The 16,059-nt window shown below is 38.4% G+C and carries 12 protein-coding genes; 3 read left to right on the top strand and 9 right to left on the bottom strand.

Annotated features, from left to right (window positions below):
• The first annotated feature begins 117 nt into the window (after positions 1-117).
• Both K4422_RS10120 and citG read left to right on the top strand, forming a co-directional pair.
• Positions 118-813, top strand: a complete 696-nt coding sequence (locus tag K4422_RS10120) for a GntR family transcriptional regulator (RefSeq protein WP_206903405.1) — start codon at positions 118-120, stop codon at positions 811-813.
• Positions 806-1,663, top strand: a complete 858-nt coding sequence (gene citG / locus K4422_RS10125) for a triphosphoribosyl-dephospho-CoA synthase CitG (protein WP_230711057.1) — start codon at positions 806-808, stop codon at positions 1,661-1,663. Before K4422_RS10120 ends, citG begins: the two co-directional genes overlap by 8 nt.
• Here the strand turns inward: citG and K4422_RS10130 are convergent.
• Entirely contained in the window at positions 1,660-2,373 is a 714-nt protein-coding gene (locus K4422_RS10130) for a response regulator transcription factor (RefSeq protein ID WP_206903403.1), read from the bottom strand. The genes citG and K4422_RS10130 overlap by 4 nt on opposite strands.
• Positions 2,374-2,413: 40 nt before the next feature.
• Here K4422_RS10130 and K4422_RS10135 point away from each other — a divergent pair, with 40 nt between their 5' ends.
• On the top strand, positions 2,414-4,213 hold the full coding sequence (locus K4422_RS10135; protein WP_230711058.1) for a sensor histidine kinase: 1,800 nt from the start codon (positions 2,414-2,416) through the stop codon (positions 4,211-4,213).
• A gap of 447 nt (positions 4,214-4,660) precedes the next feature.
• On the opposite strand, the gene K4422_RS10140 is transcribed toward K4422_RS10135, so the two are convergent.
• The 8 genes from K4422_RS10140 to opp4B all read right to left on the bottom strand — a co-directional run bounded on the left by K4422_RS10140 (position 4,661) and on the right by opp4B (position 16,058).
• Positions 4,661-5,317, bottom strand: coding sequence for a CPBP family intramembrane glutamic endopeptidase (locus K4422_RS10140; RefSeq protein WP_230711059.1), 657 nt, complete (start codon positions 5,315-5,317; stop codon positions 4,661-4,663).
• Between the two features lie 122 nt (positions 5,318-5,439).
• Positions 5,440-6,879 carry a signal recognition particle-docking protein FtsY gene (gene ftsY, locus K4422_RS10145; protein WP_230711060.1) on the bottom strand — a complete coding sequence of 480 codons (1,440 nt, stop codon included), beginning with the start codon at positions 6,877-6,879 and terminating at the stop codon, positions 5,440-5,442.
• Between the two features lie 32 nt (positions 6,880-6,911).
• Positions 6,912-7,721 (bottom strand): Cof-type HAD-IIB family hydrolase, encoded by an 810-nt coding sequence (locus K4422_RS10150; protein ID WP_206903399.1) that lies wholly within the window; start codon positions 7,719-7,721, stop codon positions 6,912-6,914.
• A gap of 51 nt (positions 7,722-7,772) precedes the next feature.
• Positions 7,773-11,351 (bottom strand): chromosome segregation protein SMC, encoded by a 3,579-nt coding sequence (smc, locus tag K4422_RS10155; RefSeq protein WP_230711061.1) that lies wholly within the window; start codon positions 11,349-11,351, stop codon positions 7,773-7,775.
• 29 nt (positions 11,352-11,380) lie between these two features.
• A complete protein-coding gene (rnc, locus tag K4422_RS10160; RefSeq protein ID WP_230711062.1) occupies positions 11,381-12,070 on the bottom strand; it encodes a ribonuclease III in 690 nt (229 codons plus the stop codon).
• A 221-nt stretch (positions 12,071-12,291) separates the two neighbouring features.
• Positions 12,292-14,079 (bottom strand): oligopeptide ABC transporter substrate-binding protein, encoded by a 1,788-nt coding sequence (locus tag K4422_RS10165; RefSeq protein WP_230711063.1) that lies wholly within the window; start codon positions 14,077-14,079, stop codon positions 12,292-12,294.
• Between the two features lie 71 nt (positions 14,080-14,150).
• Positions 14,151-15,080: an ABC transporter permease gene (locus tag K4422_RS10170; RefSeq protein ID WP_206903395.1), complete on the bottom strand. Its 930-nt coding sequence runs from the start codon at positions 15,078-15,080 to the stop codon at positions 14,151-14,153.
• Positions 15,081-15,095: 15 nt separating this feature from the next.
• A complete protein-coding gene (gene opp4B, locus K4422_RS10175) occupies positions 15,096-16,058 on the bottom strand; it encodes an oligopeptide ABC transporter permease (protein WP_206903394.1) in 963 nt (320 codons plus the stop codon).
• Position 16,059: the final 1 nt, after the last annotated feature.

The following is a 16,059-nucleotide window of genomic DNA, read 5'->3' on the forward strand; positions in this document are numbered from 1 at the left end:
CTATTATCTAAAAGAAAAAACGCTTGTTGACAAATAACAAGATAGAAAATATGATGAGGCGAGAAATCAAGTCCCAATTCACTTAAAAAGACTTCCATAAAAGGATGATTGATAAAAATGAACGCAACCATTGCAGCCGTTAAAAATAATTTAGACTTATCTCAAAATCAACCCTTAAAACTTTCTATTTACGAAGCATTTCGAAAAAGTATTATTTTAGGTCAAATTCCTGCTGGTGAGAGAATCAACGAAAAAGAATTCTCAGAAACGCTAAATATCAGCCGGACCCCGATTCGCTTTGCTTTGCACCAATTAGTAGAAGAACAATTAGTCGAACATGTTCCCCGCGTTGGTATCGTAGTTAAAGGAATTAGTATAAAAGACGCCCACGAAATTTATGATATTCGCAAGTCGCTGGATACACTTGCGACAATTAAGGCCATGCAGCTTATGACCCCAAAAGATTTCGATGATTTGCGGGCTTTATTAGAAGAAGGCGACCGCCTCAATCAAGAAGATAAAGTCGATGAAGTTTTACAAAACTTCTCTGACTTCAATTCGTTTATTTATGAAAAGAGTCAGATGAAACGTTTGAAAACTATTGTGACAGATCTACAAGCCTACCTCGTTTATTTTCGTGATATTGCCATTCGCTCATCTGAACGGCGTTATCGCGCACTAGAGGAGCATTGGCTACTTTATCGCGGTATGGTGACAAACGATATTACCCAAGTAACGCTAATTACCCATGAACATTTAAACCACTCCTTACAATTTATTTTACAAGAAATGGAGTCACATCAAATTGAATAACCAATACCACACCGTCGTTGCCGCAGCTAAAAAGGGGCTTTTTTACGAAGTTGCCCTTTCACCAAAACCAGGGCTAGTGGACCGTCTAACTAACGGCGCTCACAAAGATATGGATTTTTATTTATTCATTGATAGCATCTTGGCGCTATCCCCTTATTTTTCTCAATATTTAAAAGCCGGACTACAACACCAGGGAACTCCGGCTGAACTGTTTTATACTTTACGCCAACTAGGCCAACAAGCTGAAGCGGCCATGTTTACTGCGACAAATGGAATCAACACCCATAAAGGTGCCAATTTTTCTTTTGCGGTTTTATTAGGTGCGACAGGACTACATCTACAAAAAAGCCAGTTGCCTTTGACTGCAACTGACTCTGAAAATATTTTAAAATTAAGTCAAGCCATTACCAAAGACTTATTAAAAACCGACTTTAAAAACGTTGCGTCAAAAAAAGAACTGACACACGGTGAAAAGCTTTACCTAGCTAAAGGAGCGACAGGCATTCGTGGTCAAGCCGCAGCAGGTTATCCGGCTTTAGGAGAAGTTTTACTTCCTTATCTGCGGGAAAATCGTAATTTGCCCCGTGAAGAATTATTATTACGGGCATTGGTCTTTTTAATGAGTGAATTAGAAGACAGTAACGTCTTACATCGCGGCGGAGCAACAGCCCTTATTACGCTAAAGGCAGAAATGCAGCAACTCCATGCAAAAGAGTTAACCAACGCAGAACTAATAAGAGCGCTCATCCAATATGATGAAATTTTAATTTCCCGCAATTGGAGTCCTGGGGGTGCCGCCGATTTATTATCCCTTGGCATCTACTTTGCCCTTTTAGAAGGACTATTTTAAATAGTTGCGACAAATGTATAACCGATTCCCCACACTGTTTGCAAATATTTTGCATTTTTCGGATCATCTTCAATCTTATTGCGTAAATGATTGATAAAGACCATAATAGTGTTGGCATCGGTTTTTTCTTCGTCCCAAACACTTTGGTAAATCTGTTCCTTTGAAAAAACCTGGTTGGGATTTTCCATAAAAAACTGCATAAGTTGTGTTTCTTTGGAAGATAGTTTAAGTGCTACATCGTTTTTATAAAGCTGGTAGCGTTTTTTATCATACGTAAATTCACCAAGTTTTAAGACATTGCTGGTTTTAATTTGTTGACCATTATGTTTTTTTAACACCAAACTGCGGTCTAAAGAAGCCAAGACTTGCGCCTTTAAAATAGCAGGCGAAAATGGCTTGGTCAAATATAAGTCCGCCCCGGTTTCAAGGCCGGTAACGATATCTTGATCTTGTGTTTTACCACTTAAAAAAATAATGGGCACGACGCTGTTTTCATTGCGAATCATTTGTGCTAAGTGATACCCGTCATTTTCATATTCCAAACTAATATCTAATAAAAATAAATCAAATTCCACCCGACTCATAATATCAATCGTTTTTTCAATTGAATCACTTTGATAAATCAGGATACCAGTCGATTGCAGTGATTTCCAAATTAAGCGGCGAATCGCTGGATCATCGTCAACTACTAAGATTTTTTCATTGCGCATCGCAAATTCCTCCAAGTTAAAATGAAAGGCTTACCAAAAAATGAAAAAGTTAACTAAAAAAATGAATGCACTTTTTATCACGGTGATGGCGATAACTTTAACAGGTATTCTCATCACGGCTTTAGGCTATCATAACATACAACAAGAAGCTTTAAAAATGGGAAAAACACAATTAGAACAGGTCAATGAGGTAAGTACCAAATTAATTGTAGCTGAAATTACAAGTAGTGCCAGCGACTTGGACAGTTTTGTAACGGATACAATTAATACGGATACCGCCTTACAACTACCACAGCAAAATAATCTTATTACGCAATTTTTTATGCGCAATCACGCTTTTTCTGGTATCTTTCTTTTTGATAAAGAGGGGCAACCATTAGAAAGTCATTATTCTGCTAAAAATCAGGTGACCAATAGTACCTTAAGTAAAAAAATGACTACGGATCCTTTCTTTCAAAAAGCACTAAAAGGACAAGTTAACCAAAATGGGAAGGTCTATTTTATTCAGCAAAACTCTTTTTTTAATCTCTATCATCCAATTTACAATACAAAAAAAGAGCTACAAGGGTTAGTTGTCGTACCGTTAAATTTAGAGCAATTATTCTTAGATAAAATTCAACCAACGGATACAGAACAACGTTACCCTCTAATGAAAAATGAAAAAATGGAAGTCGTCATGCATCCGGCCCGAGAACAAATAGGATTAAATATTATAACTGGCCGTAAAAAACGGTTTCCTAACCTAGATTATACCGATTTAGAAAAACTCGATGTCTACCAAAAAAAGCACGAAAAAGGCAGCCTAAGTTATCATTCTTATTGGTGGAATGAGTCGGATTTAACTTCTGTTTTAAAACTCAATGCCTTTCAATGGGTAAAAATTGGCGAAGAGCGCTTTGTCATTGCCAATACAGCAGACTTTTACCAAGATAACGGTTGGATTTTGCACGATCTACTGATTAATTTAGGGCTTGTTGTAATTTTGTTAATGGTTGCATCGCTTTTAGTTTTGATGGTCCGTCTGCTTGCCAAACAACAGCACACAACTAATGAAAACCAACGCTTAAAAGAAAAACGGCAATTAGAAGCTGAAAAACACCAATTGGAAAAAAGTCTCCTACAAGAGTCAAAAATGGAAACAATCGGTCTTGTTACAACCGGAATCGTACATGATATGAACAATTTTTTAACGCCTTTAATTGGTAATATTGAGCTATTAATGACAGAACACACAGATGATCCAGAACTTATCGCAGATTTAGAAGATATGCACTATGCCGCTAAAAAAGGGCAACAACTTTCGCAACGAATTTTGCATTTTTCAAAAGAAAAAGATCAAACGAAAAAAGTACAGTCTTTAAATCAAGCAATCGAAGAAGCTGTTACAACGATGAAAATTCTAATTCCAAAATCTGTCACCATCATAAAAGAAATCGACCTTTCAGCCGATGCCTTATTCCAACAAGACGATGTTCAAGTTTTACTCTATAACTTAATCACCAATGCCTATCAAGCGAAACCGGACGCGACTATTACTGTTTCACTGACCACACCTTCTGCTGTGATGCAGGCAAAAATTACAGAAGGCGCGTTTATTTATCAAAATAAAAAATTAGCACTGATTCAAGTTTCAGATAATGGTCCTGGTATTGATAAAAGTATTAAAGATCAGATTTTCACACCATTTCTAACTACTAGAAAAGAAGAAGGGGGAACCGGACTTGGTCTTTTCATTGTCTCTTCCATCGTCAAACGCAACAGCTGGCTAATGGAGGTCACAAGTTCAAAAGAAGGCACTACCTTCAGTTTGATCATTCCTATCAGTAGTAAAGAATCATAGTTTTAAACTGCAAAAAGACCGGAAAATGTCGCATCTCACGCTGCATTTTCCGATCTTTTTTACTAGTAGGAGTATCCCTACCCAGCTTTTCATACTAGCTTTCTTTGGCTTTAAGTTGAAATTTTCAAAAATTTAAGAAGCAATTTTCAAAAATCCCAGCCTTATTTTTTGCAGTCTGAGCAAGTTTGTTCAGCTTTTCTTATTGGCTAGCTTCACATACTAGTCCGCCAAGAAATAAGTTGAAATTTTCAAAAATTTAAAGAGCAATTTTCGAAAATTCCATCCTTATTTTTTGCAGTCTGAGCAAGTTTGTTCAGCTTTTCTTATTGGCTAGCTTCACATACTAGTCCGCCAAGAAATAAGTTGAAATTTTCAAAAATTTAAAGAGCAATTTTCGAAAATCCCATCCTTATTTTTTGCAGTCTGGACAAGTTTGTTCAGCTTTTCTTATTGCAATGTTAAAAACATACCGACAAAGCCTAAACCGTTATAGAGCATATGCACTAGCATTGAGCAACGTAAATCTTCTGTTTTTTGATACACACTTGCCAACACAATTCCTAAAGTCATATATAAAAGTAATGCCATTGAAATGCGGGGTTCATGCATTAGACCAAATAATAATGCCGAAGTGAGTACGGCTAAAACTTTTGCACGGGCAGTATCTTTATTCCAAAAGTAATTCATAAAGATCCCGCGAAACAGCAATTCTTCAATTATCGGGGCTAAAATCACACCATAGACAGTCAGGGTAATGGGATTTACCAAAAAGCTTTGATTAATCCCGGCTTGATTTTCCGTTGTTTCTGGCAAAAAATTTGCTAGCACAATATTAGCAGCAAACATCGCCAAGACACCTAAAAGCACATACTTCCATTTTCCTACGACTTTTTTTTGACCCATTGCGCGGGGGTTGTAGACCAGCAACTGCTTTTGGTAGCGCGTTGTTAAAAAATAAATAAACCCGCCAGCGACTAACACACTAATTAAAGCGAGCAACACATCGCTAATTTTCGGCAAAAAGACCACCGTTGAAACAAGATTTTGTAATAGAATAAAACCACAATAAAAGATTAAACGTTTTAATAAACTTGTTTGTGTCATACCATTCCTCCAGGTTTTTATTCAAAGTTAAAGACAAAGGTGAAATTTCACCCAGATAGCGAGTAAAACTTCACCTTGCTGTTTTAAAATACCTTTTAAAAGATGCTAGTCATCAGGCTTTTTTATACATCCTTTATTAAGCCTTTAAACAAGCCGACAATAAATTCATTAGGATCAAAAGGTTCCAAGTCATCGATACCTTCTCCTAAGCCAACTAATTTAACCGGTAGATGCAATTCATTTCGAATGGCTAAAACAATCCCACCTTTAGCAGTTCCGTCTAATTTTGTTAAAATCAGCCCTGTCACATCCGTCGTTTCCTTAAATTGCTTAGCTTGAACCATCGCATTTTGTCCAGTGGTGGCATCTAAAACCAATAGGACTTCATGAGGAGCATCAGGTGCTTCCCGCTTGATAACACGCTTAATTTTTTCCAATTCATTCATTAAGTTGACTTTATTTTGCAATCGTCCCGCGGTATCAACTAATAAAATATCCGCATTTTGTGCCTTCGCTTTTTCCATGGCATCATAAACTACCGCAGCCGGATCCCCCCCGGCATTGCCACGAACCACTTCTACACCAGCGCGCTGACCCCAAACCACTAATTGGTCAATCGCACCCGCACGAAATGTATCCGCTGCAGCTAAGAGTACTTTTTTTCCGGCTTGTTTATACTCATAAGCCAATTTACCAATGCTTGTCGTTTTACCGACACCATTTACCCCAACAAAAAGCATAACTGTTAAACCATTAGGTTGAATATTTAACGTATTGACCTCATCGCTACCGGCTTCATCATACAAATCAACCAATTTTTCAATCATAACATTTTGTACTTCGGCTGGCTTTTTCACGTTCTGTAATTTTACTTCTTGGCGTAAGTCGTCGGCAATTTTCATTGCTGCTTCAAAACCAACATCCGCACCGATCAAGGTTTCTTCTACTTCTTCAAAAAACGCTTCATCCACACTACGAAAGTTGGCAAACAATTCATTTAAGCGTTGCCCAAAAGTTTTTCGTGATTTTTTTAACCCTTTGTCATATTTTTCCTGTACATTTTCTGAAGCAATTGGCTCTTTTTGTTCTTTAATTTCTTCTACTTGTTCTTCTTCGGAAACAAAAGTAGCAGCTTCACTGACAGGTGGTGTAAAATCAACAGTTTCTGACTGATTGGCATTTGCTTCAACCGTTGATTTTTTTACAGTCTCGGCTGGTTCAGTGACAACAAAAGCAGCACTATCTTCTGCAGGATCTTCTCTTTTTTCGACCTTGGAATCGGTAATATTTTGTTCTTCTGAGATTTCTGCTGGGATTTCAACTTGTGTAGTAGCTGGTATTTGAGCTACTTTTTCAGCAGCAGCCGGTATATCCGCAGCATTTTCTGTACTTTCTGCACTTTCTGTACTTTCTGTACTTTCAGCTGGCGTATCCGGGTTTGATTGCGGTTTGTCATCATACAGATTTTCCTTTGTTTCTACGGGTAGCACTTGTGTTTCTTCGGGAGTTTTTGGTTCAGCTTCCCCCATTAAAGCCTTTTTAATCTTATCGAAAAAGCCCATATTGAACCTCCTTATCGTAATTTTGCTTTCATTTATTGTAGCACGTATTTTTCGACTACTTGTGCTACGCCGTCTGCGACATTACTAGCAGTGATAACGTCCGCAGCTTCTTTGACCATCGCTACCGCATTATCCATTGCCACGCCCATTCCCGCGTATTCAATCATCGGTAGATCATTTTCTTCATCACCAATCGCCATGACTTCCGCGGCTGTAATGCCAAGATGCTCTGCTAACAATTTACAGCCATACGCTTTGGTTACACCTTTTGGCATGAATTCCAGTAAAACATCGCGTGTTTTGATAATTTCATAACGTTCTTTGAACTCAGCTGGGATTTTTGCCAACTGTTGATCCAAGTATTCTTGCTCAAAAGCAACCACTGCTTTGTTGTATAACAATTCTTCCGTTAATTCTGCTTGTGAAAAGGGTTGGAAGTGTAACAATGGATTTAACTTGGAATAAATAGATTGGTGATCTGGAGCTGTAGGCAGAATATAAACGACTTCATCGGAAACAATATCTAATGGTAACGCCAAATCACGCGCTAATTTTACCAATTCTTGTACATTATCATAGCTTAAAACAGATTTCGCCATTACTTCACCAGTATCGTTTTTTTGCACGAGCCCACCGTTAAACGTGATACTGTAATCTCCAGCCTCTTTTAACTCCAATTCCTCCAAATAAGGTCTGATTGCCCGTAAAGGTCGTCCTGTACATAAAACAATCTTTACCCCTTGTGCTTTAGCCTTTGCCAAAGCCTCTTTATTACGTTGACTAATTTTCTTTTCTTGATCTAGTAACGTACCATCAAGATCAATAGCGATCATCTTAATCAATCAAATAAACTCCTTTCTAAAAGGCTTTTGTAATTGTTCAGAAAATTTTTCTTACACTTCTGTTTTAATTTTACCGCCTTCACTGACGTCTTCTAAACGGACAGAAACAATTTTAGAAACGCCAGATTCTTGCATGGTCACCCCATAGAGCACGTCAGCGGCTTCCATCGTTCCTTTGCGGTGGGTCACTACGATAAATTGCGTATCATCTTGGAAACGACTTAAATAGTGCCCAAAGCGGGTAACGTTAGCTTCATCTAAAGCAGCCTCTACTTCATCTAACACACAAAACGGTACCGGACGTACTTGAATAATTGAAAACAGCAATGCAATTGCCGTTAACGCACGTTCGCCACCAGAAAGTAAACTTAAGTTTTGCAATTTTTTACCAGGTGGTTGGGCTTCAATTTCAATCCCTGTATTTAATAAATCTGTCGGATCTGTTAGTGTCAATTCTGCACGACCACCACCAAACATCTGTGGAAAGACTTCTTTAAAGCGCAAACGAATTGCTTCAAAAATTTCACCGAAACGAACTTTCACTTCTTCGTCCATTTCATCCATTGTTTTAAATAATTGATCTTTGGCTGCTAGCAAGTCATCTCGTTGACTTGTTAAGAAGGTATAGCGTTCTAGCACCTGCTCATATTGTTCAATGGCGTTTAGATTGACTGGCCCTAAACGTTCAATTTCACGTTTGTAGCGTTGAATCTCATTTTTAGCTTGTTGGCTATCTGAAACTATGTCATATTCTCTAACAGCTAATTCAAAGGTGATACTATACTCTTCTTGCAAATAAGCCAAAAGATTGTCCAAATGAATATCAGCGCGGTTTTTGGCTACTTCTTCTTTGGTTTTTTGCGATAAAAATGTTTTTTGTTCCAAATTCAACTGCGTCATTTCTTCGTCTGCAGCGGTGATAACTTGTTGCAACACACTGCGCTCTTGTCGGTTTGCTGCCAATTCGCCCTCTAAATCGGCTTTTTTCTGCCGAAGATCTGCAACTTTTTTTTGCAGGGCTTCTTCAGACAGTTCATGATCACTTGAGTTGGAGTTTAAAGCAGCCATTTGATTAGTTAAACTTTCATGGCGCCTATTTGCTTCTTGTAACGCGGCGTCATTTCTTTCAAGCGTTTGTTTTAAATTGCTGACTTTTTCAACCGCTACTGCTAACTCTGCTTGTTTTGTCGCTAAAGCAGCACTAGCCACTTGTCTTTTCTCTTCAATCACATCTTCTTGTTGGGTCAATTGTTGAATCTCTTTGTTGATGCTTTCTCGTTTGCGGTCGACTTGTGCTTGTTTTGCGGTTAACTCTGCTTTTTGTTCTTCATATTCGGTTAAAAATTGCTGCACTTCTCGATTTTCATAAGCGAATACTTTTTGCTCTTTTTCCAAGCGCTGTAATTCTTGGGTCACATTTTTGACTTGATTGGTTAATTCTTGCTCTGTTAAGCGGGCGCTTTCGCCACTATTGCGCAGTTGCTCCAATTGAGCTGTCTTTTCTTTTACCCGTTCTTCGATGCGCTGAACTTGTTTTTCAGTTGCTAATAAGCGCGTATCCAGTGTCTGAAGTTCCGTTGTTAAGTTTTGCAATTCATTGGTTTGACTAAAAAGACTTCCTTGATTGCCTCTTTTAGTCGCCCCCCCGGTCATGGAGCCACCAGCGTTCATAACATCGCCTTCTAGTGAAACAACACGGTAACGAAATTGCACATCGCGGGCAATTTCATTGGCACTCTTTAAGTCTTGGGCAATTAAGGTGCTGCCTAATAAGTTGTCACAAATCGGCTGCAATTTTTCTGCAACTTTAACTAATTCACTGGCTACGCCTAAAAAGCCCTTATTTTTACTTGCCATATTGATGACCGCTTCACTTAAATGGCGACCTTTAATTGTCGTCAATGGCAAGAAAGTTGCACGGCCAGCGCGACGTTCTTTTAAAAACGTGATCGCCTGTCTTGCATCGCCTTCATTTTCCACGACAACGTGTTGCGCGGCTCCTCCTAGAGCTGTTTCAATCGCTAAGGTGTATTCAGTTGGCACTTGAATAAGCTCTGCCACAGCGCCTACAATTCCTGTCAGCTGCTCTTTGTTTTGTAAAACAATTTTGACTCCTTGATAAAAACCAGTGTAATTGTCTTGAATATCTTGCAAACTTTTTTGCTTTGCTCTTACTTGTTGCACTTGTTGCATCAAGCTATACATTTTCTTTTGTTCCATTTCAAACTCTTGTTGTAACTTTTGGGCTTGCTGTTGGACCAAAATGTAATTTTTACGCTGTTCTAGCAAATTTTCTTCAGCTGCTGTTAATTTTTCTGCTAGTGTTGTTTTTTGCACAGAGAGCGTGGCGATTTGGTTATGCAACTCCCCTTGTTTGGTCATTGTTTTTTGGTTTTTAGCATTTTCTTGTAAATATTGACGTTCTAAATATTTTAAATCATTTCCAATATTCGCGTGCTCCTGCATTTTTTCCACATATTGCCCCCGCAATTCTTCTAAGAGCTCTTTGGTGGATTTTTGTAGCCGCGTTAATTCGTCTTTTAATGCTGCAACGCTTGTTTCTAAGTTTTGTACTGCCCCATTTTTAGCTGAAAGTTCATGAATAATTTCTTGTTTCGCATTTTCTAGCTGTTCAATTTTTTCTTTATTCTCTGCTAAATTTTCTTCGTATTCAGAAAAACTACGTTGCGTATGTTTCGAGCGCTCCAACAAGACTTCTTGCTGACCTTCTGCTTGTTTTAAGCTTTCAGTTAGAAAAAGTAATTGTTGATTGGCATTTTCTAACCACTGATCCAATTCTTGTCGCTTTTGGCGCTTATTTTGCAATTGATTTTCTGCTGTTGTCAGTTTATTCGTTATAGCTTTTAGGTCTTGATTTAACTGTTGTAAACTTTCTTCTGCTTTGTCCCAAGTAGCTTTCGTTGTTTTGATCTCTGTGACTGTATGGGCCACATCAATGCGCTTTAATTCTTCTTTCAGCCGCAAAAATTCTTTTGCAGAGCGACTTTGTTCTTTGAGGGGAGTCAGTTGATCTTCTAACTCATAGACGATGTCTTGGACACGGCTTAAGTTGTCTTCTGTTTCAAATAATTTTTGCTCTGCTTTTTTCTTCCGTTGTTTATACTTTAAAACTCCCGCGGCTTCTTCAAAAATCCCGCGGCGATCTTCTGGTTTACTGGCAAAAATCGCCTCAACTTTACCTTGAGAAATGATAGAAAAGGACTCTTTACCAAGGCCTGAGTCCATAAACAAATCTTGTATATCTTTTAAGCGACAGCTTTGCTTGTTAATATAAAAATCACTTTCACCACTGCGTCGCAAGCGGCGTGTCACACTGATTTCACTATAGTCAAGTGGCAGGTAATGATCACTATTATCCAGTACCACTGTGACTTCTGCGATATTTAATGGCTTGCGGGAATCAGAACCGGCAAAAATAATATCGGGCATTTTGCCACCGCGCAAACTTTTAGCTGATTGCTCGCCTAAAACCCAGCGAATTGCTTCGGTGATATTACTTTTACCACTACCGTTTGGCCCTACAACAGCCGTTACGCCATTTTCAAAGTCGATTACAGTTCGATCTGCAAAAGACTTGAAGCCTGCGATTTCAATTTTCTTTAAATACACGAAAGCTCCGGGCTCCCTTCTGATCTCTACTATGCAAGTTTTTCTAAGGCGTTATTGGCCGCTGCTTGCTCGGCTAATTTTTTTGATTTTCCTTGGCCTTTACCAATTAAACGATCATCGCAATACACTTCTGTCCAAAAAATCCGTTCATGAGCCGGACCTTCTTCTTTGACCAGGCGATAATCAATCTGCACGTCGCCACCTTTTTGCAAGACTTCTTGCAGACGTGTTTTGTAATCCATCTCATGTGAAAAAGCACCCGCAGCAACTTTAGGGAAAATCACTTTTTGAATAAAAGCTTTAACTGTTTCTAAATCTTGATCCAAATATAACGCCCCTAAGAAAGCTTCAAAAAGATCACATAAAAGTGAAGGACGAGTTCTGCCACCAGAGTTTTCTTCCCCTTTACCTAACTTTATTGCTTTGTCAAAATCACATTCTTTAGCAAAAGCAGCTAAACTTTCCTCCCGCACAATAGACGCCCGCATTTTCGTTAGCTTTCCTTCAGGTAAATCGGGATATTGGCGATACAAGTAACGAGAAACCAATAATTCCAAAACGGCATCCCCGAGAAATTCCAGACGTTCGTTGTCGGCTAAATTCAAATTGCGATGCTCATTGACATAAGATGAATGGGTAAATGCTTGTTCTAATAACGATACGTTTTTAAAAACAATCCCAAATTTTTCTTTTAACATAGTTTGTAATTGATTATCCATTATTGACAGTCCTTTTTAGGTTGGATTTTGTTTCAATACTCACCTTCCTATTATACTGATTTTCTAGCGATTAGGAAATGTTATTCACGATATCTCCGTTGATTTACAACGAACTTTTAACTATTTCACCTACAAAAAATAAAAAACACGCTATTTTTTAAACAGACGTTTTTCCCATAAAAAAATGACCACGAAAATTCGTGGTCATTTCTTATCAATTATTAACGTTCTTCAGAACTTACACCGATTGTAGCCCATGGATAAGCATCGTATTGACGTTGAATAGAGAAATCTACGACACGATCACTTACTGGACGTAGTGTGTACATATACATTGTTGGAATTGCAAATGCTTGATCAAAAGCATATTCTTGCCATTCTTTATACATTTCTACTTGTTTTGCAGAATCTAATGCATCTTCAGAAGACATTTCTTCTAACAACTTCGTATTTTCTTCAGATTCAAAACGAGTAAAGTTAAATTGTGCAACTGTTCCGTACAAACCACTTGGATTTGGATCAAAACCAGTTGACCAACCAGCTTGGTAAACGTCGATTTCAGGATCGTCAGCACCTAATTTGTCGTAGAAGCTGTTTACCTCCATCAAACGGCCGCCAGTTAATTTAACATCTAAACCAATTTTTTTCCATGATTGGATATAGTAATCTGCAATTGATTTTGCTACACCAGAGTTGTCACGGAAAGCAAAGTTGATTGTTAATTTCTTACCGTCTTTGTCTTCACGTAAACCATCGCCATCAGTATCTTTAAAGCCAGCATCGTCTAATAGTTTTTTCGCTTTATCTACATCTTGTGTGTAGCCTTTAAGATCTTTGTCATATAATTCGCCAAATGGAGGCACGATTAATGAGTTAGCAGGCGTTCTTAAACCAGCATAGAAACGGTCGCCGATAATTTTGTTATCTAGGGCATAACCCATTGCTTGACGTAAGTGTTTATCTGCCATTTTAGCATTTTGATCCATTACAACTTTACCTTTATCAGCATCCCATTTACCCATCTTGAAGCCGATGTAGTCATAGGCATTGTCTAATTGACCTAACATTTGGTAACCTTTGTTGTCTTTCCATGAATCATACGTGTTTGTTGGCATTTCATAGAACATGTCATATTTTTTAGACTTCATAGCTTCAGCTGCTGCAGCTGTACCAACTTTGGTCATAACAACTTTATCTAATTTTGGTTTCTCACCATAATAATGTTCGTTTGGAACAAACTCAACAGATTGTCCGGCAACGATTTTGTTAATTTTATAAGGTCCCATTGTAACAGGATTTTTACGAACTGGATCAGAACCTTCCATATCTTTAATCGCAATGCCTTCAAAAGCATGTTTTGGCATAGCATAACCTAAGATTGGGTCATTACCACCTTGTAAAATTGAAGGTAGGAATTTTTTGAATTTGATTTTGATTTCTTTGTCGTTAACTTTTTCAATCCCACTGATTGAGTCTGCTTTGCCATCGTGGTATTCTACCATACCTTCGATTTGTTGTAGGGCATCACTATAACGTACACCTGCGTAGTCTTTGTGTCCGATTACTTCATACGGGAAGATCATGTCGTCGGCTGTAACGTCTTTGCCGTCACTCCATTTTACGCCGTCTTTAATTGTCATGGTAACTGTTTTACTATCTGGATCCATTTTAACTGTTGAGGCTGGATTGTCTTCTTTGATTTTCAAATCTTTATCAACAGAAATCAATGTTTCTTGTGCTGGTTCACTAAAGTAGTCATCCAATGTGATTTGGCTAAAGGCAGGACTAAAAATACCAGTAAAGTCAGTATCTGATACGACTGCTACTTCTAAAGTACCGCCGTCAATTGCCTTTTTATCATTTTTTGTTGCCATTTCAAAAGATGTGTTTGCTGCTTTGTCACCTGAACCACTGTCATTATTTTTGCTGTTGTCTGAACCGCCAGAACCGCAGGCAGCTAATGCAAAAATACTGAACAATGATACCATACCCATGATTTTTTTCTTCATTTCCGTTCCTCCCATACATTTACTAAAAACTTTTTTTATACAAACATCTGTAAGAGATGGTTATACCGCAATTAACCTAAACGTTGACGCGCATCTGCTGAACGTTTGAATGCTTGTCCTACGTAGTTGATGGCTAACATTAAAACTAAAATTAGAATTGAAGCTGGTACCCAAACCCATTGTTTGTTTACCAAGACATCAGAATCGGTTGCAAATGAAATCAGTGTCCCCAAACTTGGTGTTTCGTTTGGTAAACCAAAACCTAAGAAAGTCAATGTTGTTTCAATCCCGATATTACCAGCAAAGTTCATCGTCAAGTTGGTGATAATTAATGAACTTAAGTTAGGCATGATTTCTCTAAACATAATTTTAAAATCATTTGTCCCCAATGTTTTTGAAGCGGAAACGTAATCCCGTCGAACTTCAGACAATGTTTTAGCACGAAACAGCCGTGCTTTAGCCGTCCAATAAAACGCACTCATGATGATAACCAAACTTAGTGCTGTATAGCGTGGAATAATGGTTACTAACACAATGATGATTAATTGGATGGGTAAAATCATAACGAAATCGACTATACGCATCACGATCATATCGAAAATGCCACCAAAGTAACCCGACATAATTCCGATACCCACACCGATAATCGATGTCGCAATCGTAATTGCAAAACCAATAAAAATTGAGTTACGTGCGCCGATTACAAGCAAGCCTAAAACATCACGACCACCATCATCAGAACCTAAAAGTAATTTATGACCTTCCATGGAAATTGATCCTGGTTCCAAATAGCGGTCAATTGGGTTAACGGTATTGACCAAACTCTGGTCAAAGAACAACGCCCCCACAAAAGCAAAAAGTAATAATAAGACTAAGACTATCAGTGAAAAAAGTGCCAAACGATCTTTAACAAATTCGCGGGCAATCATTCGAATTCCCATTGGTGGAACCGATACTTTTTCAACTGGAGCCGTTTTTTCTGTTGTATTTTTTTCAGACATTCTACTATCCCCCTACTACTGAATGCGGATCCGCGGATCAACGATACTCATCACGATATCAGACACCAATGTCCCGATCAAAGTAGCAATCCCGAAAATCAACGTCAAAGCAGTGATGATAGCATAATCCCGTTGTTGGATACTTGAAATGAACAAGTTCCCAATCCCCGGATAGTTAAAGATACGCTCGATAACCACTGAACCAGAAATCAATGCGACAATTTCATACCCCAATTGTGAAGCGATTGGTAATGATGCGTTTCGGAAAATATGGCGGGTAAACACGCGGTTGGTTGGTACCCCTTTAGAACGGGCAGTCCGCACATAATCCATTTGTTTTGCATCGACAACTTCACTACGTAAGTATTGGATGGTTACAGCTGTTCCCAGTAACGCTTGAACAATTGCCGGCAACGCGACGTGGTATAACTCATCTAAGAAGTACTTAAAGGACCCAGCACTGGAGTTAATCGAGACACTCCCCGTGGTAGGGAACCAATCTAGACGGTAACCAAAAATTAACAACATAATCAAAGCTAATACGAATACTGGAATCGCAAAGCTGATGAAGTTATATGCAACAACAAATTTATCAAACCAAGAGTTTTGATATCTGCCGGCAAATAACCCCATTGGAATAGCAATCAAATAAGTCAAAATAACTGTAACAATCGCCAAACGAACCGTATTGCCGATCCGTTGTCCGATAACTGTCGTAACGGCATATTTGTAGTTATAACTAATACCAAAGTCACCTTTTAAGGCGTTACCAACCCAACGAACATATTGTTGCGGCCATGGATCATTTAAACCAGCTTGTTCTCTTAGTTCTGCAATCCGTGACGGTGAAGTCGTAGGACTGATCAACCCGGTAAATGGATCCCCAGGCATCATTTTGGCTAACATAAAGATTAAAATACTCAAAATAATAACTTGAGGGATCATTAAAAGTACACGTCGTAAAATTGTTTTCCACATT

It is taken from the genome of Enterococcus sp. SMC-9, assembly GCF_021011285.1.
Taxonomy (GTDB): Bacteria; Bacillota; Bacilli; order Lactobacillales; family Enterococcaceae; genus Enterococcus_C; species Enterococcus_C montenegrensis.